Source organism: Pseudomonas sp. NPDC086581 (assembly GCF_044746165.1).
Taxonomy (GTDB): Bacteria; Pseudomonadota; Gammaproteobacteria; order Pseudomonadales; family Pseudomonadaceae; genus Pseudomonas.
Genome location: NZ_JBIVBR010000010.1, coordinates 285,054 through 311,586, shown reverse-complemented (window position 1 = coordinate 311,586; position 26,533 = coordinate 285,054). Strand labels below are relative to the sequence as shown.

Annotated in this window: 20 protein-coding genes; 10 read left to right on the top strand and 10 right to left on the bottom strand. The window is 65.1% G+C overall.

Annotation, left to right across the window (positions count from 1 at the left end):
• Positions 1-84 precede the first annotated feature (84 nt).
• The 4 genes from ACIPK7_RS21340 to thiI all read right to left on the bottom strand — a co-directional run bounded on the left by ACIPK7_RS21340 (position 85) and on the right by thiI (position 8,917).
• A complete protein-coding gene (locus tag ACIPK7_RS21340) occupies positions 85-1,449 on the bottom strand; it encodes a DUF3999 domain-containing protein (protein WP_401090008.1) in 1,365 nt (454 codons plus the stop codon).
• On the bottom strand, positions 1,446-5,150 hold the full coding sequence (locus ACIPK7_RS21335; RefSeq protein ID WP_401090006.1) for a DUF2339 domain-containing protein: 3,705 nt from the start codon (positions 5,148-5,150) through the stop codon (positions 1,446-1,448). Before ACIPK7_RS21335 ends, ACIPK7_RS21340 begins: the two co-directional genes overlap by 4 nt.
• 321 nt (positions 5,151-5,471) lie before the next feature.
• Complete coding sequence (gene typA, locus ACIPK7_RS21330) at positions 5,472-7,292, bottom strand: translational GTPase TypA (protein ID WP_138523659.1); 1,821 nt, start codon at positions 7,290-7,292, stop codon at positions 5,472-5,474.
• A gap of 170 nt (positions 7,293-7,462) precedes the next feature.
• Entirely contained in the window at positions 7,463-8,917 is a 1,455-nt protein-coding gene (gene thiI, locus ACIPK7_RS21325) for a tRNA uracil 4-sulfurtransferase ThiI (protein ID WP_401090004.1), read from the bottom strand.
• A 331-nt stretch (positions 8,918-9,248) separates the two neighbouring features.
• On the opposite strand from thiI, the gene glnA reads away from it, so the two are divergent.
• Positions 9,249-10,658: a glutamate--ammonia ligase gene (glnA, locus tag ACIPK7_RS21320; RefSeq protein ID WP_045215805.1), complete on the top strand. Its 1,410-nt coding sequence runs from the start codon at positions 9,249-9,251 to the stop codon at positions 10,656-10,658.
• A gap of 204 nt (positions 10,659-10,862) precedes the next feature.
• On the opposite strand, the gene ACIPK7_RS21315 is transcribed toward glnA, so the two are convergent.
• Positions 10,863-13,070 (bottom strand): mechanosensitive ion channel family protein, encoded by a 2,208-nt coding sequence (locus tag ACIPK7_RS21315; RefSeq protein WP_401090002.1) that lies wholly within the window; start codon positions 13,068-13,070, stop codon positions 10,863-10,865.
• A 193-nt stretch (positions 13,071-13,263) separates the two neighbouring features.
• Between ACIPK7_RS21315 and ACIPK7_RS21310 the strand changes: the two genes are divergently transcribed.
• The 4 genes from ACIPK7_RS21310 (at position 13,264) to ntrC (ending at position 17,121) form a co-directional block, all read left to right on the top strand.
• Positions 13,264-13,812, top strand: a complete 549-nt coding sequence (locus ACIPK7_RS21310; protein ID WP_401090000.1) for a DUF4124 domain-containing protein — start codon at positions 13,264-13,266, stop codon at positions 13,810-13,812.
• Between the two features lie 2 nt (positions 13,813-13,814).
• Positions 13,815-14,405, top strand: a complete 591-nt coding sequence (locus ACIPK7_RS21305) for a DUF4124 domain-containing protein (protein WP_192433074.1) — start codon at positions 13,815-13,817, stop codon at positions 14,403-14,405.
• Between the two features lie 206 nt (positions 14,406-14,611).
• Positions 14,612-15,688, top strand: a complete 1,077-nt coding sequence (gene glnL / locus ACIPK7_RS21300; protein WP_192433075.1) for a nitrogen regulation protein NR(II) — start codon at positions 14,612-14,614, stop codon at positions 15,686-15,688.
• Positions 15,689-15,690: 2 nt separating this feature from the next.
• The gene (gene ntrC, locus ACIPK7_RS21295) at positions 15,691-17,121 is read left to right on the top strand and encodes a two-component system response regulator NtrC (protein WP_192433076.1); all 1,431 of its coding nucleotides are present in this window, start codon (positions 15,691-15,693) and stop codon (positions 17,119-17,121) included.
• A 324-nt stretch (positions 17,122-17,445) separates the two neighbouring features.
• Here ntrC and trmL read toward each other — a convergent pair whose 3' ends face one another.
• Positions 17,446-17,907 carry a tRNA (uridine(34)/cytosine(34)/5-carboxymethylaminomethyluridine(34)-2'-O)-methyltransferase TrmL gene (gene trmL, locus ACIPK7_RS21290; protein ID WP_081515348.1) on the bottom strand — a complete coding sequence of 154 codons (462 nt, stop codon included), beginning with the start codon at positions 17,905-17,907 and terminating at the stop codon, positions 17,446-17,448.
• Between trmL and ACIPK7_RS21285 the strand changes: the two genes are divergently transcribed.
• Entirely contained in the window at positions 17,906-18,358 is a 453-nt protein-coding gene (locus ACIPK7_RS21285; RefSeq protein ID WP_401089997.1) for a hypothetical protein, read from the top strand. The genes trmL and ACIPK7_RS21285 overlap by 2 nt on opposite strands.
• A gap of 819 nt (positions 18,359-19,177) precedes the next feature.
• Here ACIPK7_RS21285 and secB read toward each other — a convergent pair.
• Genes secB through ACIPK7_RS21270 form a run of 3 tightly spaced genes read right to left on the bottom strand, consistent with a single transcriptional unit; the run spans position 19,178 to position 20,376 of the window.
• Positions 19,178-19,660 (bottom strand): protein-export chaperone SecB, encoded by a 483-nt coding sequence (gene secB, locus ACIPK7_RS21280; RefSeq protein ID WP_024762250.1) that lies wholly within the window; start codon positions 19,658-19,660, stop codon positions 19,178-19,180.
• 37 nt (positions 19,661-19,697) lie between these two features.
• Positions 19,698-19,952 carry a glutaredoxin 3 gene (gene grxC, locus ACIPK7_RS21275; protein ID WP_192433077.1) on the bottom strand — a complete coding sequence of 85 codons (255 nt, stop codon included), beginning with the start codon at positions 19,950-19,952 and terminating at the stop codon, positions 19,698-19,700.
• Position 19,953: 1 nt separating this feature from the next.
• Positions 19,954-20,376 (bottom strand): rhodanese-like domain-containing protein, encoded by a 423-nt coding sequence (locus ACIPK7_RS21270; RefSeq protein ID WP_401089995.1) that lies wholly within the window; start codon positions 20,374-20,376, stop codon positions 19,954-19,956.
• A 145-nt stretch (positions 20,377-20,521) separates the two neighbouring features.
• Between ACIPK7_RS21270 and gpmI the strand changes: the two genes are divergently transcribed.
• The 4 genes from gpmI to ACIPK7_RS21250 all read left to right on the top strand — a co-directional run bounded on the left by gpmI (position 20,522) and on the right by ACIPK7_RS21250 (position 25,615).
• Positions 20,522-22,057, top strand: coding sequence for a 2,3-bisphosphoglycerate-independent phosphoglycerate mutase (gene gpmI / locus ACIPK7_RS21265; protein ID WP_401089993.1), 1,536 nt, complete (start codon positions 20,522-20,524; stop codon positions 22,055-22,057).
• A gap of 138 nt (positions 22,058-22,195) precedes the next feature.
• Complete coding sequence (locus ACIPK7_RS21260; RefSeq protein ID WP_192433079.1) at positions 22,196-23,485, top strand: murein hydrolase activator EnvC; 1,290 nt, start codon at positions 22,196-22,198, stop codon at positions 23,483-23,485.
• 27 nt (positions 23,486-23,512) lie between these two features.
• Positions 23,513-24,829 carry a S41 family peptidase gene (locus ACIPK7_RS21255; RefSeq protein WP_401089991.1) on the top strand — a complete coding sequence of 439 codons (1,317 nt, stop codon included), beginning with the start codon at positions 23,513-23,515 and terminating at the stop codon, positions 24,827-24,829.
• Between the two features lie 3 nt (positions 24,830-24,832).
• Positions 24,833-25,615, top strand: a complete 783-nt coding sequence (locus ACIPK7_RS21250; RefSeq protein WP_401089989.1) for a divergent polysaccharide deacetylase family protein — start codon at positions 24,833-24,835, stop codon at positions 25,613-25,615.
• 118 nt (positions 25,616-25,733) lie between these two features.
• On the opposite strand, the gene ACIPK7_RS21245 is transcribed toward ACIPK7_RS21250, so the two are convergent.
• A complete protein-coding gene (locus ACIPK7_RS21245) occupies positions 25,734-26,489 on the bottom strand; it encodes a substrate-binding periplasmic protein (protein ID WP_401089987.1) in 756 nt (251 codons plus the stop codon).
• Positions 26,490-26,533: the final 44 nt, after the last annotated feature.

The following is a 26,533-nucleotide window of genomic DNA, read 5'->3' as shown; positions in this document are numbered from 1 at the left end:
TGTTGTTATTTGGCAATCAGAACAACCAAGACAGTATCAGAATTTCTACAGGCGACACCCCTATCTTGCGGCGATCCGCGTCGATCAGCGCGCCTGACGATTGCTTCGCAACAGGCTCAGCGCCATCAGCGCGAGCAGGCCGACGCCTGCCAGCAGCAACGCCCAAAGACCGTAGCGTTTCCAGTGGGCATCAACCTTGGCTGTATTCGCCGGCAATTGTGTCGCCGGCGCTTGAAGAGTGCCCTTGAGCCGCGCTTCGCCCATGCTCGCCAGGCGCTTGGGCTCGTAGCCCGGCACCAGGGTGGTCAGCGGCAGGCTGCCATCGCTGATGGAGCTGCCGCCCACCGCCAGTTCGTAAGGCGCGCCTCCGCGGGCGAGGAATACCAGCTCGCTGGCACGAACCCCCACGCTCAGATGCGCCGTCGAACCGCCCAGGCCGCCGCCGCGCGAATCCACCTGCAAGCGCAGCTCGCCCAGGGTGGTGCCGGGCAGTTCCAGCTCTTCCTGGGTGATTTCTCCGCCCTGCCCCGGCAGGCGATACAGCACGCCGCGCGTCAGGGGAGTCCACTGCACATTGCCGTCATGGCGGCCGGAGATCACCACCGGCGCCAGGGTGTTGTCCTGCTGCAGGGGAATCCGCACGCGCTCCACTGGCAGCGCCAGCGGCAGGCTCCAGCTGAAGTCGCCGTTGTTGTCGGCCTTGGCCGCCAGCGGCTCGGACCAGAGCATCGGTACCGGGCCGCTACTGCTGCGGCTGCCGCTGAGCGTGGCGCCGACCAGTTGCGCGGCCTGCTCCGGCGACTCCCACCAAAGGCGCAGATAGCGCGCCGCCTGGCCGGGCAGCGCGATGTCGTTCTGTTCGATGCGTTGGCCGTTGAAATCCAGCCGCGCCAGCTGCCCTTCCCCCAGGGAACGCCAGTGCTCCAGGTCGTCGCTGGCCTCGATGCGCAGGCGCTGGAAGCCGTCGCTGTCCGCCGTCCAGTCCAGCTGCAAGCGATCCAGCGGCAAATCGCCGGAACCGGTTTCCAGCAGCCAGCCGCGCAGGACCTGGGTCTTGTCCTGGGCAGGCGCGTTCGGGGTGATTTCGAGGATGGTGCCGGTGGTGCTGCGGACGATCTTCAGGTTGTCGCCGGCCGCGCTGCCGGAAGCACCGCGCAGCGGGAAGATGCGCGCCTGCACTTCGCTGCGCACCTCCTTCTCGCTGGCCGCACTGGAGCGCAGGCTGTAGGGCAGCGCCTCGCCTTCGGCGTTGAAGATGCGTACGTCGCGCAAGTCGCCATGGCGGGCCGCGAACAGCACCTCGATGGGCAATTGCACGCGGTACCACGGACCGTCGCCGGACACTTCCAGCGGAACGCGGTTGGCGAAGTCCGCCGGCGTGGGCGCGGCACTGGCCTGGTTGCCCAACAGGCAGGCACCTGCGAGCAGAACGAGGGTATTGAGCTTCATGCGGAGGGTTGCTCCTGTTGCGGTTGCTCTTCAGGCACCGGCCGGCGCGGCGGCAGCGGCGCGAAGTAGCCAACGATCAGCATCAGCACGCCGACGCCGATGAAGGAAATGATGCGTTCCAGGCTGCCGCCGCTGGCGCGGTCGACGAGGAACAGCTTGATCACCACTACGACCAGCAGCACCGCACCGACCAGCCAGAAGTCGCGGCGGCCACGCAGATGCCCGGCGATCATCAGGCCCAGGGCGATCAGCGCCCAGACGATGGACAGCCCGGCCTGCACCAGCATCGACTGGCTCAGCGAGTCGAACTCGAACGGCACGCCGCCCCAGTGGTGCGCCGTGCGGCACACGGCCATGGTCAGCAGGGCGAACAGCGAAGCGCCGAGCACCGCCTGCACCGGCAGGCGCAGGGTCGACTCGGCCACGCCCAGTTGCGGCAGGCCCAGGCGCGTCCACTGGAAGATCGCCGCCAGCACGATGAGCATGCCCAGCTCCAGCGGGTTCACCAGCGGCAGGTAGGGCAGCGGGTCAGCCGCTCCGTTGCTGAACAGGTTGACCAGCCAGAACCAGCCCAGCAGCGCCAGGGCTACCGGGGCGGCGGCGATGGCGCGGTACTCACGCTCGAAGGCCGCCACCGGCCACGGCAGGCGTGCGACCCCACCCATGAGGATGAGGAACAGGCTCGGCACCAGCGCCCAGCCCAGCCAGCGCCAGGCGTTGTAATGCTCGGCCAGGGCGAAGAACAGGTAGCGCAGTTCCAGCGCCAGCACGCCGAGGATCAGCCAGCAGCCCAGCACATGGGCCGCCTGCGCAGCACGGTGCGGCAGCAGTGCAGCCAGTCGGCGCAGGGTGAAGAAGTGCACCGCGAACACCAGCAGCCAGCCGAGCCAGCCCAGTTCGGCCAGCGGGAGGTACTGCGGGTTCCAGGCGCTGGCCAGCGCCACCAGCGACACCGGCACCAGCGCCAGGCACAGCAGCGCCAGCGCGCGCCATTGCTCGCGACGCGCCAGCAGCGACCAGAGGCCGACGCTGATTGCCGCCACCAGCAGTGCCACGTGCTCTCGCATCTCGCCGGGCACGAAGCGGGCGATCTCCCACAACGCGGTCAGCGCCCACCAACCGGCGCCCCACACCAGCAGCAGCTGCGACAACTGCTCCAGGCCAAGGCCACCCAGCGCCAGGTTGCGCTCGCGTTCGCTGGCCCGGTGCAGGCGCCAGGCGCCAACCAGCGCGGCCAGCGCCAGCACCGTAGGTGTCCAGAAGCCCATGTGCGCCAGCGGTTTCAGACCCTCGCTGGGCAAGTCGCCAAACAGTGCCGAGCCGCCGAGCAGGAAGGCCCCGGCACCGATCACCTGCAGCACCAGGCCGAAGACGAAGGCCGCGCGCTGCTGCAATTGCAGGCTCAGCCAGAGGATCAGCAGGCCGCTGCCGGCCCAGACGGCGGCGGCGGTCTGCCACGGCAGCACGAAGAGTACGGCGAGGTTGATAAAGGCCAGGCCCAGCAGCAGAACCACACTCAGGCCGAGCATCAACCGGCGGTCGTCACGCACCAGGGGATCGCGCGCGGCGATCAGCATGGCAGCGATCAGCGCCAGGCCGATCAGCGAGGCAGTCACCAGCCCGCGCCAACCCGAGCCGAGCACACCACTGCCCTCCTGCGCGCCATGCAGATGCAGGAGGAACACCGCACCGCCCAGCAATTGCACCGCAAAGGCACAGGCCAGGACGGTGCGCGAGCGCAGGCGCAGCGCGGCGAACAGGGTCGCCAGACCGGCCACGGCCCAGCTCATGGCCGTGCCGTCCGCGCCCATCAGCAGCGGCGCGATCAGGTAGAGGAAGGCGAGGCCGAAGGCCGCCAGCACCGGGCAGGCATTCGGCTCCCAACTGCGCAGGGTTTGCGCATCGGCATTGCGCAGATTCCAGAAGCTGAACAGCAGCGCCAAGCCGAGCATCAGCGCACCCAGCGGCGCGCCGTCGAGCAGCGTCAGCGACTGCGGGGCGGCGCGCAGTTCGCCGAGGAAGGCCAGTGCCGCACCAATTTGCAGCAGCAAGGCGAAAATCCGCGCCAGCGGCCGCTGTTGGCGCAAGCCGAGCCAGAAGATGCCGGCGCCTTCCACAGCCCAGGCGGCGGAGGTCCAGCGTGCATCCAGGCCCAGCGGGATCGCCAGCGTGCCGAACACTACGCCCAGCGCCAGACAGGCTTCCACCAGCAGCAGCGCACGGCCGGCGGTGCGCTCGGCCAGGAGGCGAGCGAGCACCATGTAGAACAGGCCCAGCGCCAAGGCGCTGAACGCCGCGCCGAACTCCAGATGCTGGATGATCCCGTATTGCAGACCGAAGCCCACCAGCGGCGTGCCGAACAGCACGGTGCCGTCGACGTAGTCGGTCTGCCGCGCCGACCAGCGCAGCAGCGCCTCGCGGGAATCATCCTCCGGCTCGCCAGTCGCCTCGCGCAGGCGACGGCGGGCGAACAGCAGACCGATGGCGACGTAGGTGAGGAAGAACAGGATCAGGAACGGCTCGGTCGTGCCGAGCAGCTCCGGCTTGTATGACCGCAGCCCCCAGGCCAGACCGATACCGAAGGTGCCGAAGAAACCGATCAGGTTAAGCATTCGCCAGGCCTTGAACCAAGCGATGGCGAAGATGCCGGCATTGAGCAGGGCGAAGTAGCTGAACAACGCGACGTGGCTGCCACCGCCGGTGGACGCCAGGATCGGCGCGGCGAAACCGCCCAGCGCCGCGGCGGCGGCAAGGCCCACGGCGTCCTGCAGGATGGCGAGAATCGCCGAGAACAGGGTGACCGCCACCAGCAGCACGAAGCCGGCCTTCGGATCGATCAGCACTTCGCCATGGTTCATCGCCGGGTACAGCTTGATGCTGGCGAACACCGTCAGGTAGAGCACGGCGACGCCGGTGCCCTGGAGGATCAATGCATAGGCCGGGCGCCGGTGACGCAGCCACCAACCGAGCCCGAGCAGCGCCAACGCGGCGGCGGCGGTGCCGATGTAGGGGCCTTGCGGCGGCATGGTCATGCCTTCGGTGGCGTAGCGCAGCAGGAAGGCCAGGCCGAGGAACAGCAGCACAACGCCGACGCGCAGCACGGTGTTGCCGCCCAGCAGCCAGTCGCGGGCGGCGCCGAAGGCGCGGTCGAACAGGGAAGGCACGGGCGGAGATGGCGGCAGCGGTGGTGCGGAAGGCGCCGGCTGCTGGGCCTCGGACTCCTCGGCGCGAGCCAGGGAGGCAGGCCTTTGCATCGGTTCGAGCACCAGGTCGAACCACTCGATGGGCGCCTCTACCCGCGCGGCAGCCGCCGGAGTCGGCGCCAGCTCGTCGGTGGGCAGTTCGATGTTCCACTCCAGCTCGGCAGCAGCAGGTTCGCTGACAGGTGTCTCGGGCTCGGGCACGTCCTGTGCGGCCGGCATTTGCGGCGCAACGTGCTCGACGCTGGCCGGCGGCGTCTGTCCGCTCGTGCCACGTTCCACCTGCAGCAGGCGCTCATATAGCGCCTTGGTGCCCTGGTCAAAGCGCTCGCCGAAGGCCTTCAGCTCACCGCGAAGGCTCGCGTTCTCCCGCTGCAGGCTATGCAGCGCGAAGGTCTGCCCCAGTGCGAGGCCAACCACCGCGCCCAATACCGCCCCGGTGATCGACTCGCCCGCAGCGGCGCCGATGACCAGGCCGACCAGCATGAAAATCCATTGCATGCTTTCGAATCCTTGAGGTTCTGTGCGAGTCCATCCCGACCCGGACGGCAAGGTCCGGGAGGCTGAGTATATCGGCCCAAGTCCCTGGCCTGCGTTCACTATCTCTCAGCTTCACAGGATCAGACGCCGCGACGCCCCCTTCCAGCCACGTGACGCGCTTCGATTTACTGCCCAGTGCCATCCCGTCCAGCGCCAGCGCTGTCAGGCGATCCGTTCGCGAGCACTGAGGCCGCCGGGTGACTCGCCCTACGAAAAGCGCCCGCGCCTTGCGACAGGCAAAAAAAAGCCGGGCATGAGCCCGGCTTTTTCACTGCTGATCGATCAGACCTTGGCGCGTTCGTAGCGCTTGCGGTCGTTCTCGTTGAGCATTTTCTTGCGCAGACGGATCGACTTCGGCGTCACTTCCACCAGCTCGTCATCAGCGATGAATTCCAGCGCCTGCTCCAGGGTGAAGCGGATCGGCGGAACCAGGGCGATGACTTCGTCCTTGCCCGAAGCGCGCATGTTGTCGAGCTTCTTGCCTTTGGTGGGGTTGATCACCAGGTCGTTGTCACGGCTGTTGATGCCGGCCAGCTGGCCTTCGTAGATCTCGTCGCCTGGGCCGAGGAACAGCTTGCCGCGGCTTTGCAGGGTTTCCAGCGAGTAGGTCAGCGCGGTGCCGGTAGCCATGGAGACCAGTACGCCGTTCTGACGGTTGGTCACTTCGCCTGCCTTGATCGGGCCGTAGTGGCTGAAGGTCGAGGTCAGGATGCCGGTGCCCGAGGTCAGGGTCAGGAAGTTGTTACGGAAGCCGATCAAGCCGCGCGCCGGGATGGTGTATTCCAGGCGCACACGGCCCTTGCCGTCGGGGATCATGTTGGTCAGATCGCCCTTGCGCAGGCCCATCTGTTCCATCACCGAGCCCTGGTGCTGCTCTTCGATGTCGATGGTGACGTTCTCGTAAGGCTCCTGCTTCTCGCCTTCGGCGGTCTCGATGATGACCACTTCCGGACGGCCTACGGCCAGCTCGAAGCCTTCACGGCGCATGGTTTCGATCAGTACCGAGAGGTGCAGTTCGCCACGGCCGGAAACCTTGAATTTCTCCGGGGAGTCGCCTTGCTCGACGCGCAGGGCCACGTTGTGCAGCAGTTCCTTGTCCAGACGGTCCTTGATGTTGCGGCTGGTGACGAACTTGCCTTCTTTACCGGCGAACGGCGAGTCGTTGACCTGGAAGGTCATGCTCACGGTCGGCTGGTCGACGGTCAGCGGCGGACGCGCTTCGACGTTCTGCGGGTCGCACAGGGTGTCGGAGATGTACAGCTCGTCCATGCCCGAGACGCAGACGATGTCGCCGGCTTCGGCTTCAGCGACTTCGACGCGCTGCAGGCCCGAGTGACCCATGATCTTCAGGATGCGGCCGTTGCGCTTGGTGCCGTCGTCGCTGATGGCCACGACCGGGGTGTTGGTCTTGACCTTGCCGCGGGCGATACGGCCGATGCCAATCACGCCGAGGAAGCTGTTGTAGTCCAGCTGGGAGATCTGCATCTGGAACGGGCCGTCGACGTCGACTTTCGGCGCCGGGACGTGGTCGATGATCGCCTGGAACAGCGCGTCCATGTTGTCGTCCATCTTCTCGTGGTCCATGCCGGCGATGCCGTTCAGGGCACTGGCGTAGACGATCGGGAAGTCCAGCTGCTCGTCGGTGGCGCCGAGGTTGTCGAACAGGTCGAAGATCTGGTCGATGACCCAGTCAGGACGCGCGCCCGGACGGTCGATCTTGTTCACCACGACGATCGGGCGCAGGCCGGCCTTGAAGGCCTTCTGGGTCACGAAGCGGGTCTGCGGCATGGGGCCGTCCTGGGCGTCGACCACCAGCAGTACGGAGTCGACCATGGACATCACGCGCTCAACCTCGCCGCCGAAGTCGGCGTGGCCGGGGGTGTCGACGATGTTGATGCTGTAGTCGTTCCATTTCAGGGCGGTGTTCTTCGCCAGAATGGTAATGCCACGCTCTTTTTCCTGGTCGTTGGAGTCCATCACGCGCTCGTTTTCCGCCTCTTTGCGGTCGAGGGTGCCGGACAGGCGCAGGAGCTTGTCTACGAGGGTGGTCTTGCCATGGTCGACGTGGGCGATGATGGCGATGTTGCGCAGTTTTTCGATCACAGTGTCAGTCTCGATAGTGAATCTTCGGCCGCCGTATTCGGCAGCGGGGGCCGGGCCGTGGCGCGGCGGTGCAAAAGGTCAGGGCGTGAGCCTACGCACCGAATGTGTCGGGAGGTCGGTGGCGGATACTGCCGCCGAACAGTCCGGGCTGGCGGCGTTGGTCCGCGCCTTTATTGCGGACGGTAAACACGCACATTGGTGTGCCCTTCGTTGACCAGGTGGTGGGCGTGCAGGCGACTCATCACGCCCTTGTCGCAATACAGGAGGTACTGGCGGTTGGGGTCCAGTTCCTTGAACTTGCTGTTGATCGCGTAGAACGGCATGGCCAGGACTTCGATGCCCTCGATGGCCAGCGGTTCATCTTCCTGGGCATCCGGGTGACGGATGTCCACGACGATCTGGCCGGCCAGCACTTCGTCGACCATTTCCACCGCGAGGTCCTTGCCCAGCTCGTCGATCACGCGATCGACGGTCATCTGGGTGGAACGCTCAAGGGCGCGGTCGAGCACGGCCATGTCGAACTTGGTTTCTTCGTGGTCGACGCGGTATGGCTTGGCCTGGGTGGTCGGGTTCACCGAGATCACACCGCAATATTCTGGCATGTGCTTGGCGAACTCGGCGGTGCCGATCTGCGTGGCGGTGTCGATGATGTCCTGCTTGTGGCTGACGATCAGCGGGCGCAGGACCAGGGTGTCAGTCACCCGGTCGATCACCGAGAGGTTCGGCAGGGTCTGGCTGGACACCTGGGAAATCGCCTCACCGGTCACCAGCGCGTCGATCTCCAGGCGCTCGGCCACTCGGCTGGCGGCGCGCAGCATCATGCGCTTCAAGGTCACGCCCATGTAGCTGTCGTCGACCTTGGTGAGAATCTCGCCGACCACTTCCTCGAAGGGCACGCTGACGAACAGCACGCGCTGGGAGCTGCCGTACTTCTTCCACAGGTAGTGCGCGACTTCCATCACGCCCAGCTCGTGGGCACGGCCACCGAGGTTGAAGAACACGAAGTGGCTGATCATGCCGCGGCGCATCATCTGGTAGGCCGCCACGGTGGAGTCGAAACCACCGGACATCAGCACCAGCACCTGCTCCAGCGCACCCAACGGGTAGCCACCCAGGCCATCATGCTGGGCGTGAATCACGTAGAGGCGGTCGTGGCGGATTTCCACGCGCACTTCCACTTCCGGGTTCTTCAGCGAGACGCCCGCCGCGCCGCAATGCTGGCGAAGGCCACCGCCGACGTAGCGTTCCACGTCGATGGAGGTGAAGGGGTGCTTGCCGGCGCGCTTGCAGCGCATGGAGAAGACCTTGCCCGGCAGCTTGTCACCAAAGTGGGCCTTGCACTTCTCGAGGATGTCGTCGAAATCGCCCAGCGGGTATTCGTGCACTTCCAGGAAGTGGCCGATGCCTGGCGTGCAGGTCAGGCGCTCGATCATCTCGCGCAGGACCTTGGGATCGGTGACCTTGGTCTCGACCTCGAGGTTGTCCCACTCGCCTTCGACCAGCAGCTCGGGGTCGAGGTCGCGGAGCACCGTGCGAATGTTCTTCGCCAGCTGGCGGATGAAGCGCTTGCGCACCGGCCGGCTCTTGATGGTGATTTCCTGGAAGACCTTGACGATGAGTTTCATGCGGATCGGGCGATTGCCATGGGACTGAAAAAAAGGGGCGGAATTATATCCGAAATTGCTCAAGACTTGAGCAGAAATCGAAGACTTTCTTTTTTGCGCACCAAAATGGACTGGCGCACCACGATGAAGCACCAAAGCGGTGCACTATTATTGCGCAATTCTCTGTAACACCCGCTACACCCCGTGATTTCAGGGCCCCTGCCCATTTACGGGCACTGGCACGCAACTTGCTCTCTTGTGAGGCAGGTTGCCCTGGCCGACTATGCCGGCCGGCATCACCCGATACTGGGGCACAGAAAGCTCCCAGCTCTAATCCCTCCTGGAGGACAGCATGTCGTACAAGTCGCAACAACTGATCAAAGATCATGACGTGAAGTGGGTTGACCTGCGCTTCACCGATACCAAAGGCAAGCAGCAGCACGTCACCATGCCCGCCCGCGATGCGCTGGACGACGAGTTCTTCGAAGCCGGCAAGATGTTCGATGGCTCCTCCATCGAAGGCTGGAAGGGCATCGAAGCCTCCGACATGATCCTGCTCCCGGACGACAGCACCGCCGTGCTCGACCCGTTCACCGAAGAGCCGACCCTGATCATCGTTTGCGACATCATCGAGCCGAGCACCATGCAAGGCTACGAGCGCGACCCGCGCAACATCGCCAAGCGCGCCGAGGAGTACCTGAAGTCCACCGGTATCGGTGACACCGTATTCGTCGGCCCGGAGCCGGAGTTCTTCATCTTCGACGAAGTGAAGTTCAAGTCCGATATCTCCGGCTCGATGTTCAAGATCTTCTCCGAGCAGGCTTCCTGGAACACCGACGCTGACATCGAGACCGGCAACAAAGGTCACCGTCCGGGCGTCAAGGGCGGCTACTTCCCGGTACCGCCGGTCGACCACGACCACGAAATCCGTACCGCCATGTGTAACGCCATGGAAGAAATGGGCCTGGTCATCGAAGTTCACCACCACGAAGTGGCGACTGCCGGCCAGAACGAAATCGGCGTGAAGTTCAACACCCTGGTTGCCAAGGCTGACGAAGTTCAGACCCTGAAGTACTGCATCCACAACGTAGCCGACGCCTACGGCAAGACCGTGACCTTCATGCCGAAGCCGCTGTACGGCGACAACGGCTCGGGCATGCACGTTCACATGTCCATCTCCAAGGATGGCAAGAACACCTTCGCTGGCGAAGGCTATGCCGGTCTGTCCGATACCGCTCTGTACTTCATCGGCGGCATCATCAAGCACGGCAAGGCCCTGAACGGCTTCACCAACCCGGCCACCAACTCCTACAAGCGTCTGGTTCCGGGCTTCGAAGCCCCGGTTATGCTGGCCTACTCGGCTCGCAACCGTTCCGCCTCGATCCGTATCCCGTACGTATCCAGCCCGAAAGCCCGCCGCATCGAAGCGCGCTTCCCGGACCCGGCTGCCAACCCCTACCTGTGCTTCGCCGCTCTGCTGATGGCCGGCCTGGACGGCATCCAGAACAAGATTCACCCCGGCGATGCCGCCGACAAAAACCTGTACGACCTGCCGCCGGAAGAGGCGAAGGAAATCCCGCAGGTTTGCGGCAGCCTGAAAGAGGCGCTGGAAGAACTCGACAAGGGCCGTGCGTTCCTGACCAAGGGCGGCGTGTTCACCGACGAGTTCATCGATGCCTACATCGAGCTGAAGTCGGAAGAAGAAATCAAGGTGCGCACCTTCGTGCACCCGCTGGAATACGACCTGTACTACAGCGTCTGATCCACGAATACCTATAAATAGCGACACCATTAAGGCCTCCTTCGGGAGGCCTTTTTTATGCCCTCGCGAAAGCGCACAGGCGCTTTGACAGGCGAGTGCGGCGTCACCGACCTGTAGGAGCGAGCTTGCTCGCGAACCGCCCGGCACCGGAGCTGCCGAATAACCCGTTCGCGAGCAAGCTCGCCCCTACGAGAAGCAGCTGGATCAGATCCCGCCGTCCGCCGGCGCGCCCTGCTCCTCGTCATCCTCGCGGCGCGATTTGCGCATGCGCGACAGCTGCACGTTCAGGCGTGGCATGGACAGCTCCAGCCCTGCCTTGTCGAGCTTCTGCCGCAGGCGCAGGTTGAAGGCGCGCTGCACTTCCCACTGGCGGATTGGCGCGGTCTTGAAGCGGAAGCGCAGGATCGCCTGGCCGGCGTCGAAGCTCTCGATGCCCTGGATTTCCAGCGGCGACCAGATGGCGCGGTTGATGGTTCGGTCACCGCGCAGTTCGCCGGAGACTTCCTTGACCAGCGCCAGCGCGTCGTCGATCGGCATGCTCGCCGGCACCGGCCAGCGGAACATGGCGTAGCCGAACTGCCGCGAGTAGTTCTTGATGCTCTTGATCTCGCTGAACGGGATGGTGTGCACCACGCCATCCAGGTCACGCAGGCGCACGGTGCGGATGGTCAGGCCTTCCACCGTGCCAAGGTGGCCACCGACGTCGACATAGTCGTCGATGGACAACGAGTCCTCGATGATGATGAACAGGCCGGTGATCAGGTCGGCCACCAGCGATTGCGCACCGAAGCCGATGGCCAGACCGATGACACCAGCACCGGCGAGCAACGGCGTGACGTTCATGCCCATGTTGGCCAGGGCGACGATCAGCGCGATTACCGCGATGGTCACGAACAGCACGTTGCGGATCAGTGGCAGCATGGTCAGCGCGCGGGCGTTCGCACCCCTCTTGCCGCCCAGGCCGAGGCTGTGCTGCACCGCAGTGTCGGTGAGGATCCAGACCAGCCAGGCGACCAGCAGGGTGGTGCCGAAGCTGAACAGCTTGAGGCTGATCTGCGAGCCGTCGCCTTCAGCGAAACGCACCAGCGACATGCCCCAGACGCGCAGGCCGATCTCAAGGAAGAACAGCAGGCTGCCGATGTGCAGCAGCGTGTAGCCGAAGCTCTGCAGCTGCTCGACGTACGGCGCATGGCGACGCGCACCGCGCCGCGCGGAGCGCTGGTGTGCGCGGCGGATCAGGCCGTTGACGGTCATCGCCACGACGGCCACGGCGGCGCAGACCAGGGCGCGGCGCAGGGCGTAGCTGCTATCGCCAGCGGTGACGATCGTGGCGAACAGTGAGATGCCCACGAGCACCAGCACCGGCAGGAACCAGATCGAGCCGATGAACTCTACGAGATCGCTCAGGCCACGGCGCTTGAGGCGGCGCTCCAGCGGCTGATTGCGGATCAGATGGGCGATGGGCCGGCGGAACTGCAGGACGAACAGTGCGGTGAGCAGCGCCGCGCAGATGTTCGCCACGGAGCCAACGAACAGCGAGATGTTCATCCCCAGGCTCTCGATCACACGCGGGTCATGCATTACTTCGCCCAGCGCCGCGAGGCTGCCGATCAGCCAGAGCGGGCGGAAGGCGCGGCGGCGCAGGATATCCAGCGCACGCATGCGGTGCGGGCCGCTGAGCAGCGACAGGGAGATCACGCACAGCGCGGAGAACAGCGTGCCGCACACCAGGGTGTAGGCGATCACCATTGCTACCAGCTTGCCTAGCGAGCTGGGCAGCACCACGGACAGGTAGACGGTGATCAGGAAGGCCACCAGCCAGGGGCCGAGCTTGCGCAGGGCGAACAGCAGCAGGTCGCGTGTCTTCGGATGTTGCGGCAACTCGTCTTCCAGGCCGAAGCGCTTGCGCATCCGCCCGGCTATCCAACGCAGGCCGAGGGCGACGCAGGCCCAGATGAGGATGACCAGGGCGAAATCGAGGATCATCCCCGGCCACTCCGCCAGCGATGGGGTGCGCACCTCCAGTTCGAAGCCGGCGCCCTGGAACAGTTCGGACCAGCGCACCATCGGGCTGTTGGCACCTTCGAACTGGCGCTCCAGGCTGCCCAGGGTGTCGCCGATCAGACCGAGTACGCCACCCTGGTCGTCCGAGCTTTTCTTCGTTGCATCGCGCAGTTGCTTGAGCTTCTTCAGCAGGTCGGCGCGCTGCTGGTCGTTCTCCAGGGTCTTGATGACCTGGTTCAGCGACTGCTCCAGTTGAGCGTCACTGACCTTCGCCTCGCCACTGCCCGTCACCCCGGCCAGCGGCCCGGGAAGCGCCGCCAGCGCGGGCCCGGCAACGGACAAGCCGAGGCCCAGGCAGCACAGCAACAGCCACTGACGAAGCAGGTAACGAATCGGAATCACAGGCATACCCCACAAACATGGAAAATCACGCTAGCCGGCATCATACAGAGGCCGGCGCCTGGCTCGGACCCGTCCCACGCAGGAAAGGTCCCCCACGAGCAGCAGCGCACAACGTGCGGCGCCCCGCTGAAAGACAATAGGCAACTTGCCAGCTGCCGTCGGCAGTGCAAGGCTTGGCAGGACCATCCGGAGATTCTTCATGCGCCTGATCCTCACCGCCCTGCTGCTCGCCGCCGCATTGCCAGCCAGCGCGCAGATCTACAAGTACACCGACGCCAACGGCAATACGGTGTTCACCAACCAGCCGCCGACCAATGTCGACGCGAAGCCTGTGGAACTGCCGCCGACCAACACCGTAGGCCCGCAGGGTTCGGTCGCCGCCCCCGCCGACAGCGGCACTGAGAGCCAGGCCACGACTCCCTACTCCATTCTTGCGCTGAGCAACCTGCCGGACGACGAATCGCTGCGGCAGAACAACGGCACCTTCATCGTCAATGTCGTGGTGCAGCCCGCCCTGGCTGGCGGCCATCAACTGCAATTGCTGCTCGACGGCCAGCCCTATGGCGCGCCGACCAGCAGCACCAGCATCGGCCTGCAGGAAATCGACCGCGGCGACCATACCCTGGCAGTCCAGGTGTTGCAGGGCAGTCGGGTGATTCAAACCAGCGCCCCAGTGAGTTTCACCCTGCAACGCATCAGTACCAACAGCCCGCAACGACCCAAGGTCCAGCCCAGGACGGGCGGCTGACGATGCGCTATCTGGCGACTCTCTTGTCGGCGGTCCTGTTGTCGTCGCTGTTCTGCCTGTCGGCCAGCGCCGAGGTCTACACCTACATCGACAAGGAAGGTAATCGCGTCTTCACCGATCAGCCGCCGCGCGGCAACGCGCAGAAACTGCAACTGGCGCCGATCAATTCGCAGCCCGGTTCCCCCAACGGCGTGCGCATGCCACCGCCGCTGTACGCACCGGCCACGCCCGCTCTGCCGCCCGGCCCTCCGGCCTACCAGCTGCTGCGCATCATCGTGCCGGAGCCGGACGCCACCGTGCGAGCCAATGACGGCGCGCTGATCGTCTCCGCCACCAGCGACCCGCCCCTGCTGCCCGGGCATCTCTACCGCCTGCTGCTGGACGGCAAGCCTGTGGGCGAGCCCGGCCGCAGCCCGGTGTTCCCGCTGAACAATATCGACCGGGGCACCCACCAGCTTTCGGTAGAGATCATCGATACCCTCGGTCGCACCATCGAGCAGACGCCCAGCCAGCCCTTCCATATGTTCCGCGTTTCCGTGGCCGAATCGGCCGACCTGGACGCCTCCCGCCCGCTCGCCGCCGCCGACCGCTGACGCGGCGTGTGGACAGAGACAAACGCACCATATCGGTGCATACGCCTGCACCACTTTCTATACTCTCCCCATTTCGGGTCACTTCCACTGACCGGATCGGCCGACTGCGCACCGCAAATCAGCGCGATGCCGCTAAATACGCGTCTTTTCAGGGCCTGGTTTGCTTTTTGCATTTTCCCGCACAGTCTTGGGACATCTCTTACGCCATGCCTACAGAAACCCAGCTCCGCCTGTTGCTCGACAATCTCACCACGGCGGTGATCCTGCTCAATGCCGAGCTGCGCCTGGAGTACATGAACCCCGCGGCGGAAATGCTGCTGGCGGTCAGCGGCCAGCGCAGCCACGGGCAATTCATCAGCGAGCTGTTCACCGAATCGCCCGAGGCGCTGCAGTCGCTGCGCCAGGCGGTGGAAGAGGCGCATCCCTTCACCAAGCGCGAGGCGAGCCTCACCTCACTGACCGGCCAGAGCATCACCGTGGACTACGCGGTGACGCCGATCCTCGACCGCCGCGACACCCTCCTGCTGCTGGAAGTCCACCCGCGCGACCGGTTGCTGCGGATCACCAAGGAAGAGGCACAGCTGTCCAAGCAGGAAACCACCAAGTTGCTGGTGCGTGGCCTGGCCCATGAGATCAAGAACCCGCTGGGCGGCATTCGCGGCGCGGCGCAGCTGCTTTCCCGCGAGCTGCCAGAGGAATCGCTCAAGGACTACACCAACGTCATCATCGAAGAAGCCGATCGCCTGCGGAACCTGGTGGACCGCATGCTCGGCTCCAACAAGCTTCCGCAACTGGCGGTGACCAACGTCCACGAAGTGCTGGAACGCGTCTGCAGCCTGGTGGAGGCCGAGACCCAGGGCACCATCCCGCTGGTGCGCGACTACGACCCGAGCATCCCCGACCTGCTGATCGACCGCGAGCAGATGATCCAGGCCGTGCTCAACATCGTGCGCAACGCCATGCAGGCGATCACCGCGCAGAACGAACTCAAGCTGGGGCGCATCACCCTGCGCACCCGCACCCTGCGCCAGTTCACCATCGGCCATACGCGCCATCGCCTGGTGTGCAAGGTGGAGATCATGGACAACGGCCCGGGCATCCCGGCCGAACTGCAGGACACCATCTTCTATCCGATGGTCAGTGGCCGTGCCGACGGCACCGGCCTGGGCCTCGCGATTACCCAGAACATCATCAGCCAGCACCAGGGCTTGATCGAATGCGACAGCCATCCGGGCCACACCGTATTCAGTCTGTTCCTGCCCCTGGAACAAGGAGTGCATTGACCATGAGCCGATCAGAGACCGTCTGGATCGTCGACGACGACCGCTCCATCCGCTGGGTACTGGAAAAAGCCCTGCAACAGGAAGGCATGACCACCGTCAGCTTCGACAGCGCCGATAGCGTGATGAGCCGCCTGGGCCGGCAACAGCCGGACGTGATCATCTCCGACATCCGCATGCCCGGCTCCAGCGGCCTGGACCTGCTGGCGCAAATCCGCGAGGTGCACCCGCGCCTGCCGGTCATCATCATGACCGCGCACTCGGACCTGGACAGCGCCGTGGCCTCCTACCAGGGCGGTGCCTTCGAGTACCTGCCCAAGCCCTTCGACGTCGACGAGGCGGTCTCCCTGGTCAAGCGCGCCAACCAGCACGCTCAGGAGCAACAGGGCCTGGAAGCGCCGGCCAACCAGACGCGCACGCCGGAGATCATCGGCGAGGCGCCGGCGATGCAGGAGGTGTTCCGCGCCATCGGCCGTCTCTCGCACTCCAACATCACGGTGCTGATCAACGGCGAGTCGGGTACCGGCAAGGAGCTGGTCGCCCACGCCCTTCACCGCCACAGCCCGCGCGCGGCCTCGCCGTTCATCGCGCTGAACATGGCGGCGATCCCCAAGGACCTGATGGAATCCGAGCTGTTCGGCCACGAGAAAGGCGCCTTTACCGGCGCGGCCAACCAGCGCCGCGGACGCTTCGAGCAGGCCGACGGCGGCTCGCTGTTCCTCGACGAGATCGGCGACATGCCGGCCGACACCCAGACCCGCCTACTACGCGTGCTGGCGGACGGCGAGTTCTACCGCGTGGGCGGCCATACGCCGGTGAAAGTGGACGTGCGGATCATCGCCGCGACCCACCAGAACCTGGAGAACCTGGTGCGCGAGGGCAAGTTCCGCGAAGACCTGTTCCACCGCCTGAACGTCATCCGCGTACACATCCCGCGGTTGGCCGACCGCCGCGAAGACATCCCCGCGCTGGCCCGGCACTTCCTCTCCCGCGCCGCGCAGGAACTGGCGGTGGAACCCAAGCTGCTCAAGCCGGAAACCGAGGAATACCTGAAGAACCTCGGCTGGCCGGGCAACGTGCGCCAACTGGAGAACACCTGCCGCTGGATCACCGTCATGGCCTCCGGCCGCGAGGTGCACATCGATGACCTGCCGCCGGAGCTGATGACCCAGCCGCAGGACAGCGTGCCGGCCGCGAACTGGGAACAGGCCCTGCGCCACTGGGCCGACCAGGCACTGGGGCGCGGGCAATCCAGCCTGCTGGATACCGCCGTGCCGGCTTTCGAACGGATCATGATCGAGACCGCGCTCAAGCACACCGCCGGCCGCCGCCGCGATGCCGCCGTGCTGCTGGGCTGGGGCCGCAACACCCTGACCCGCAAGATCAAGGAGCTGGGCATGAAGATCGACGGCCCGGACGACGACGGCGAGGACTGAAATACTTCCACGACGAAGGGGCCAGAAGGCCCCTTTTTCTTGCGCCGCGCTTCCCGCAAACAGCGCGGGCGCAGGGGATGCGCAGGCTCAACGCGGTCATATCCCGGCAACATCCATCCCCAGAACCTGTGGATAACACTGTGCACGGAACGGGGAAGGAACGTGCTACAGCCCAGAGCACGCGCGGCCTGGAGGTTTGCGTGGTTTCTGTGCAGGAATTTCCGGCTTGCCCACATCCACTGTGTGCCCTCCTGTGGATAAGCTTGGGGCAAGCCGCTGCGCTCCCCGCCTGGCGCGGGTTTGCGCGAATTGATCAGAAAACACTCAATCCATCGCGAAGCCGTGCTGACGCCAGGCTTCGTAGACGGTCACAGCCACGGTGTTGGACAGGTTCAGGCTACGGCAGCCAGGACGCATCGGCAGGCGCACGCGCTGTTCCGGTGGCAGGGCGTCACGCACTTCTTCCGGCAGGCCACGGCTTTCCGGGCCGAACAGGAAGGCGTCGCCACGCTCATAGGCCACTTCGTGGAACGGCTGCGAACCCTTGGTGGTGAACGCGAACAGGCGCGGCTGGCCGAGCTGCTCCAGGCACTCTTCCAGGCTCGCATAACGGCGCACGCTGGCGTACTCGTGGTAATCCAGCCCGGCGCGACGCAGACGCTTGTCGTCCAGCTCGAAGCCCAGCGGCTCGATCAGGTGCAGGCTGCAGCCCGCGTTGGCGCACAGCCTGATAATGTTGCCGGTGTTTGGGGGGATTTCCGGTTGAAAAAGGATTACGTGGAACATGCAGCGCTCCGAGCCTGAGAACGGCGGGCATTCTACTCCCGCCAAGGAGCAAATGCGGCCCAGGCCCTGGTTGAAGGTGCTGGTTTCGCTGTGCGTGTTCGGCCTGCTGCTGGGGCTGATGCTTGGCCGGCTGGTGAACCCGCCGCACGAGGGACCGCCGCGGATCCTAGCCGTAGAGCCTTCTGCCGATGGATTGGTAGTCACCCTGGATGCGCAGCCCGCCGTTCGCGCCGGCCATCTGGATGGCGTCCTGGCGGTTCAGATCGATGCCAGTGGGGAGGCGCAGCAGGGCCAGTTGCGGATCGGCGATGCGCCGGTGCGCTGGAAATTGGAACTAGGGGAGCGCGGGGTTCTGCTGACTTTGCTGTCGACCCGGCGCCTGCAGGGCACCTGGAACAGCGCCGAGGCCGGGGGCCGGTGGCGCCTGACCATCAGCGCGCGGCCCGAATAAAAGCGGGGTTTTCCCGGCCTGCCTGGTCCGGGGCCCCGAAGCGAAAAGCGAACATTCCGAAGGGAGGTTCGCGGGCATAAAAGAGGGGTTTACCCGGCCTGCCTGTACCAGGACCCCTAACGGGTGCGAGGCTCGCGTCAGCGCGCCTGCGGGCATAAAAAGGGGGCTTTCCCGGCCTGCCTGTACCAGGACCCCCGAACCGGCTGCGACGGCCACCGCTTAAGGGCGGCACGCTCGCAAGTTGTAAAAGAGGGGTTCCCCAGCCTGCCTGTACCGAGGCCCCTGAAATCGCTGTTGTCAGGGTTATTGCAGAGGGCGTGCCAAGATTGCTCGCGGGCCGTTGGAAGCCATATCCAGCGATTTGAAATCTGGCTGAGAGCCGCGAAACAAGCGCTTTCCGGGGAAATCCAAGAGGATTCCAAACAGCGCCCGCCAGAGTCTGCGCCGGGGATTTCCGGGGTACCTGGCCTATCCGCTCTGCGCCCCTCTAGTGCGCATGCACCAAACTTGAACGCCGCGTAGAAGCGGACGCCGTCCACGACACGCCCGCAGCTCGTGGGGCGCATAACGCGCCAGCGTGATCCGCCACGCGGCATCAGCGGGTAACCCGTTCCGGGTTATCCGCCCTACGCTCCCTGGACGCCGCGCTCCTACCTCTGCATTACCCCAGCAGCCCTGAGCAAGTGACGGCCCATCCTGTGGGTAAGCGCGCCGAAGCCCGCCCGAGTCCCACACGAAATTGGTCGAAATTCGACCAACTCCGAATCGCGGGCAAAGAAAAAGGCGCCCGAAGGCGCCTTTCTTTTTCGGACTCAGTGATTACTGGGCCGGGATCTCGCCGGATGCCTGCATGCGGGCGATTTCCTGCGCATACAGCGCGTCGAAGTTCACCGGGGACAGCATCAGCGCCGGGAACGAACCACGGACAACCAGGCTGTCGAGGGTTTCGCGGGCGTACGGGAAGAGGATGTTCGGGCAGAAGGCGCCCAGGGTGTGGCTCATGCTGGACGCGTCCAGGCCCTTGATCAGGAAGATGCCGGCCTGCTGCACTTCAACGATGAAAGCGGTTTCCTCGTTGTTCTTCACGGTCACCGAAACGGTCAGGACCACTTCGTAGAAGTCGCCATCGAGCTGCTTCTGACGGGTGTTGAGGTCCATCGAAATGGCCGGCTGCCACTCCTGGCGGAAGATTTCCGGAGCCTTGGGGGCCTCGAAGGAGAGGTCGCGCACGTAGATGCGCTGCAGCGAGAACTGCGGGTTGTTGTCTTGTTCGGCTGCGCCGTTGCTGGCTTGTTCAGTCATTTCGGGACCTTCTTGTGCATCGTTTCAGAATGAGGAATTACGCCGAGAGCAGCGTATCCAGCTTGCCCGCGCGTTCCAGCGCGTAAAGATCGTCGCAGCCGCCGATGTGGGTTCCGTCGATCCAGATCTGCGGCACAGAGGTCCGACCCGCCTTGCTGGCCATCTCGGCGCGAACGCCAGGCTTGCCGTCCACGGAGATTTCCTCGTAGGCGACACCCTTCCTGTCCAGCAGGGCTTTGGCGCGGATGCAATAAGGGCACCACGCGCTGGTGTAGATCAAGATCGACGACATCTCACTTCACCAGGGGCAGGTTGTCGCCACGCCAGCTGCCGATGCCGCCGGAAAGCTTGGCGGCGGTGTAGCCGGCCTTCTGCAGCACGCTGCACCAAGTGCCCGAATGCTGGCCCATGCCATCGACCACGATGATGGTCTTGGCCTTGTGTTTGTCCAGCTCGCTCAGGCGGGCGTTCAGTTTGTCCGCCGGAATGTTCAACGCGCCGACGATGTGACCGGTGGTGAACTCCTTGGTGGGACGGATATCCAGCACCACGGCCTGCTCGGCGTTGACCATGGCAGTCAGCTCGCGGGTGGACAGCGCGCGGCCGCCCTTGCGCATTTCGTGCAGGGCCAGCAGTACCAGCAGGATGACCAGGGCACCGACCAGCAGGTAGTGGTGGGTGGCGAATTCGATCAGACGAGGAAGAAACGAAGACATGCGCAGGACATCCAGACGTAAAAATGCCGGCCAGTATACACGCGCGTATCTGACGGCTGAACCCTAGGGATCATGGCGTCTGTCGGCACCAAAAGGTAAAATATGTGTCCTTTTCTGACCCCTATTCTCGGAAAGAGCCGTAACTATGACTGCAACGCCCAAACCGCTGGTCCTGATCATTCTGGACGGCTTCGGCCATAGCGAGAGCCCCGAATACAACGCCATCTATGCCGCGAAGAAGCCCAACTGGGACCGCCTGCTGGCCAGCCAGCCCAACGGCCTGATCTCAGGCTCCGGCATGGACGTCGGCCTGCCCGACGGCCAGATGGGCAACTCCGAGGTCGGCCACATGAACCTGGGCGCAGGCCGTGTCGTCTACCAGGACTTCACCCGCGTCACCAAGGCCATCCGCGACGGCGAGTTCTTCCAGAACCCGGTGCTGACCGGCGCCGTCGACAAGGCTGCGGGCGCCGGCAAGGCCGTGCACATCCTCGGCCTGCTCTCCGATGGCGGCGTGCACAGCCACCAGGACCACCTGATCGCCATGGCCGAACTGGCCGCCCAGCGCGGCGCGCAGAAGATCTACCTGCACGCCTTCCTCGACGGCCGCGACACCCCGCCCAAGAGCGCCGAGCCGTCGCTGAAGCTGCTCGACGACGCCTTCGCCCGCATCGGCAAGGGCCGCACCGCGAGCATCATCGGCCGCTACTTCGCCATGGACCGCGACAACCGCTGGGACCGCGTCGAAGCCGCCTACAACCTGATCACCGAGGGTACCGCCGAATTCACTGCCGACACCGCCGTGGGCGCGCTGAACGCCGCCTACGAGCGCGGCGAGAGCGACGAGTTCGTCAAGGCCACCCGCATCGGAGAACAAGTGCGCGTGGAAGACGGCGACGCCGTGATCTTCATGAACTTCCGCGCCGACCGCGCCCGCGAACTGTCGCGTGCCTTCGTCGAGCCGGGTTTCAAGGAGTTCCCGCGCCAGCGCGAACTGCACCTGGCCGAGTACGTGATGCTCACCCAGTACGCGGCAAGCATCCCGGCGCCCAGCGCGTTCAAGCCCGAGTCTCTGGATAACGTCCTGGGCGAGTACCTGGCCAAGAATGGCAAGACCCAGCTGCGCATCGCCGAGACCGAGAAGTACGCCCACGTGACTTTCTTCTTCTCCGGCGGCCGCGAAGAGCCATTCGAAGGCGAAGAACGCATCCTCATCCCCTCACCCAAGGTCGCCACCTATGACCTGCAGCCGGAAATGAGCGCGCCGGAAGTCACCGACAAGATCGTCGACGCCATCGAGAACCAGCGTTTCGACGTGATCATCGTCAACTACGCCAACGGCGACATGGTCGGCCACACCGGCGTGTTCGACGCCGCGGTGAAAGCCGTCGAGTGCCTGGATACCTGCGTCGGTCGGATCGTCGAGGCACTGGACAAGGTCGGCGGCGAAGCCCTGATCACCGCCGACCACGGCAACGTTGAGCAGATGGAAGACGCCATGACCGGCCAGGCGCACACCGCGCACACCTGCGAGCCGGTGCCGTTCGTCTATGTCGGCAAGCGCAAGGTCAGCATCCGCGAGGGCGGCGTGCTCGCCGACGTGGCCCCGACCCTGCTGAATCTGATGGGTCTGGAACAGCCGAAAGAGATGACCGGCAAATCGATCGTCACCCTCCTTTAAGGGTCACAATCGCGCGGGAACGTGAGCTATCTCCCGCCGGTCAGAGCAAACGCCCCACGCCATGCGGCCTGGGGCGTTCTTTTTAGCGTCCGCCACGGGCATACTAGCCCGGTCCAGAATCCAGGTGCCCGCCGCCCAATGCCCCGCGCCCTCCTCCCGCTGCTGCTGATCTGCCTCCTGAGCCCGCTCGCGGTCGTTGCCGACGAACGTGCCGACGCCCAACGTCAGCTGGAGCAGACGCAGAAAGACATCAATGAGCTGAAGAAGAACCTGAAGAACATCCAGGACGAGAAGTCCGGGGTGCAGAAGCAGCTCAAATCTACCGAAACCCAGATGGGCGACCTGGAAAAGCAGATCAGGCAGATCCAGGACGAGATGAAGAAGAACGAGGAAGAGCTGCAGCGCCTCGATTCGGAGAAAAAAAAACTCCAGGGCGCACGCCTTGAGCAGCAGCGCCTGATCGCCATCCAGGCCCGCGCCGCCTACCAGAGCGGCCGCCAGGAATACCTCAAGCTGCTGCTGAACCAGGAACACCCCGAGAAGTTCAGCCGCACCCTCACCTACTACGACTACATCAACAAGGCGCGCCTTGAGCAGCTCTCGGCCTTCAACGAGACCCTGCGCCAGCTGAGCAACGTCGAACAGGAAATCACCTCGCAGAAAGACGAGCAGGTCGCCCAGCAGGCCGCCCTGGAAGCCCGCCGCCAGGAACTGGCCGACGCTCGCAAGGCGCGCCAGGAGACCCTGGCCAAGCTCAACAGCGACCTGAAGGACGGCAGCAGCAAGCTCAAGGACCGCGAGCAGAGCCAGGAAGACCTGAATAAAGTCCTCAAGACCATTGAGGAAACCCTCGCCCGCCAGGCTCGCGAAGCCGAGGAAGCGCGTCAGCGCGCACTGGCCGCAGAGCGCGAGCGGCTCAAGCGCGAGCAGGAATTGGCCGCGCGCGGCGAGAAGCCCGCAACGCCCTCCAAGCGCCCCGACTACAGCGGCCCGCTGGTTTCCAGCGGCGCAGGCTTCGGCGGCGCGTTCGCAGCCACCAAGGGCAAGCTGCCCTGGCCCGTGGATGGCCGCGTGCTGGCGCGCTACGGCAGCCCGCGCGGCGACGACCCCCGCGCCACCTGGGATGGCGTGCTGATCGGCGCCTCCGCCGGCAGTACCGTGCGCGCCGTGCATGGCGGCCGCGTGGTGTTCGCCGACTGGCTGCGCGGCTCAGGCCTGCTGGTCATTCTCGACCACGGTGGTGGCTACCTCAGCCTTTATGGGCATAATCAAAGTCTTCTGAAGGACGCCGGCGATACCGTCAAAGCGGGCGATCCCATTGCAACCGTGGGAGCCAGCGGGGGTCAGAGTACCCCGGCGGTGTATTTTGCCATTCGCCATCAGGGCCGCCCGGCGGACCCTTCGACCTGGTGTCGCACGCAGGGATAAGCGGCGATCACGCATTAGGAGCCAAACATGTCGCAAGCTTTCCGTCTCACTACCCTGGCCCTGGCCCTGGCCTTGCTGCTCGGCGTCGGCGCGGTCCAGGCCGCCGACGCGCCGGCCGCATCCCCCGCGGCCAACGGCAAGGAGGCTCCGCTGCCGCTCGACGAGCTGCGCACCTTTGCCGAGGTCCTGGACCGGGTGAAGGCGGCTTACGTCGAACCGGTGGATGACAAGACGCTGCTGGAAAATGCCATCAAGGGCATGCTCAGCAACCTCGACCCGCATTCGGCCTACCTCGGCCCGGAAGAGTTCGCCGAGCTGCAGGAAAGCACCAGCGGTGAATTCGGCGGTCTGGGCATCGAGGTCGGCAGCGAGGATGGCTTCGTCAAGGTGATCTCGCCGATCGACGACACCCCGGCGGCCAATGCCGGCATCCAGCCGGGCGACCTGATCGTCAAGATCGACGGCAAACCGACCAAGGGCCAGTCGATGAACGAGGCGGTGGACAGCATGCGCGGCAAGGCCGGCTCGCCCATCACCCTGACCATTGTGCGCGGCGGCGGCAAACCGTTCGATGTCACCCTCAAGCGCGCCGTCATCAAGGTCAAGAGCGTGAAGAGCCAACTGCTCGAACCGGGCTACGGCTACCTGCGCATCACCCAGTTCCAGGTGAACACCGGTGAAGAGACCGTCAAGGCGCTCTCCAAGCTGCGCAATGACAACAAGGGCAAGCTCAAGGGCATTGTGCTGGACCTGCGCAACAACCCCGGCGGCGTGCTGCAGTCCGCGGTGGAGGTGGCCGATGCCTTCCTGACCAAGGGGCTGATCGTCTACACCAAGGGCCGCATCCCGAACTCCGAGCTGCGCTTCTCCGCCGACCCGGCCGACCCGAGCGATGGCGTCCCGCTGGTGGTGTTGATCAACGGCGGCAGCGCCTCGGCAGCGGAGATCGTCGCCGGCGCCCTGCAGGACCAGAAGCGCGCGATCCTCATGGGTACCGACAGTTTCGGCAAAGGCTCGGTGCAGACCGTTCTGCCGCTGAACAACGACCGCGCCCTGAAGCTCACCACCGCGCTGTACTACACCCCCAACGGCCGCTCCATCCAGGCCCAGGGCATCACCCCGGACATCGAGGTGGAACGCGCCAAGGTGACCCGCGAGAAGAGCGAGTTCGACGGCTTCAAGGAAGCCGACCTGCAAGGCCATCTGGCCAACGGCAACGGCGGCCAGGATCGTCCGACCACTTCCGGCAAACCGCCGGTGGATCGCCCGCAGGATGGCGACTACCAGCTCAGCCAAGCCCTCAGCCTGCTGAAAGGACTCAGCGTCAGCCGCGGCAACAACTGACCGATGCGCCCGGCCCGGCTGCTACTGAGCCTGTGCCTGGGTGCGCTGTTGTGCCTGCCGGTGGCCGCCGCGCCCCGGCCGGACGGCAGCAAGCCGCTGGTCAGCATCGTCATCGACGACCTCGGGCAGAACCTGGCGCGCGACCGCCAGGTGCTCGACATCTCCCCCGCCATTGCCCTGGCGATCATCCCCGACACGCCCCACGCCGCCGAATTCGCCCGCGAGGCGCACCATCGCGGGCGCACCGTGATGCTGCACATGCCGATGGACCCGGCCGGCGGCGACTACGCCTGGCGCCCGGAACTGACCCAGGAGGAACGCGCCCGCCGCCTCGATGCCGCGCTAGCGAAGGTGCCCTACGTGCAGGGTGTGAACAACCATGAAGGCAGCCGCATGACCGCCGACCGCCCGGCCATGGCCTGGCTCGCCGCGGAGCTGCAGCGTCGCCACCTGTTCCTCCTCGACAGCCGCACCAGCGCCGCCACCGTGGCCGCCGCCGAGGCGCAGAAGATCGGCCTCGCCAGCCTGTCGCGGGACGTTTTCCTTGATGACGATCCGAGCGAGGCGGCGGTGATGGAGCAGATGCAGCGCGGCCTGAAACTGGCGCGCAAGCAGGGTACGGTGGTGATGATCGGCCACCCGAAGCCGGCGACCCTGGCGGTGCTCAAGCGCGTGCTGCCGACCCTGAAGGCCCAGGGATTCGAGCTGGTGCAGCCGTCGCTGATGATCGCCGAGCGCGGCAACCGCGCCATGGCGGGGCATGGGCGGGACGGGATCTACCGCTAGACGCGGGCTTTTCGTAGGAGCGAGGGGGATGCCTAGTTCTTGCTCGCGAACAGCCCCGGCACCGGAGTTTCCGAGAGCGGTTCGCGAGCAAGCTCGCTCCTACAAATTCCGGCCGGCCTTACAGATAGTTATTGGTCGCCTGCTCGATGAAGCCATCGGCGCGCATTTCATCCAGCGCCTTCTGCAGCTTCGCCACCACCTCGTCCGGGGTGTCCTTGTTGATCGCCAGGTACAGCTGGGCCTCGTTGAAGCGCAACACGGTCTGCAGGCCTGACACCCCTTCCTGCTTGGCCAGATAGCGACCCACCGGATCGGTGGTGGCCCACAGGTCGATCTCGCCGGTGGTCAGTTTCTTCACGTTTTCCTGGTCGCGCAGCGCGTTCACCACCGGGATACCCTGGCTTTCCAGGTTCTGGCTGACGGCGTCGTTCTTGTAGGCGCCGAGCTTGTACTTGGCGGCGTCCTTGAGGTCCTTCACCTTGATCGAGCTGCCTGGCGGTGCGAGCAGCACCCAGTGGGTCTTGGCGATCGGACCGACCCACTTGAACAGCGGCACGCGCTCAGGTGTGTAGGTGGTGGAGAACAATCCATAGTCGGGCTTGTCCAGCGCCAGCTTGTACAACCGATCCCAGGGGAAGCGCAGGCTCAGGCTGTACTGGATGCCGGCGCGCCTGAACATCTCGCGGACAATATCGGCGCTTATGCCGTCGATGCCGTCATCGCGGGCGAAGTTCTTGTCATCCACCGCCATGTTGAACGGCGGGAAGTTCTCGGTGAGCAGCACCATCTTGTAATCGGCGGGCAACTCGGCACGGGCCGTGGCGGCCCCCACTAACAGACCCAGGGTAAGGGTCTTGATCAGGACTTTCAGCATGGTCATACCGCTCGCTTGGTTATCGTTATTGGGCTTGCGGCATC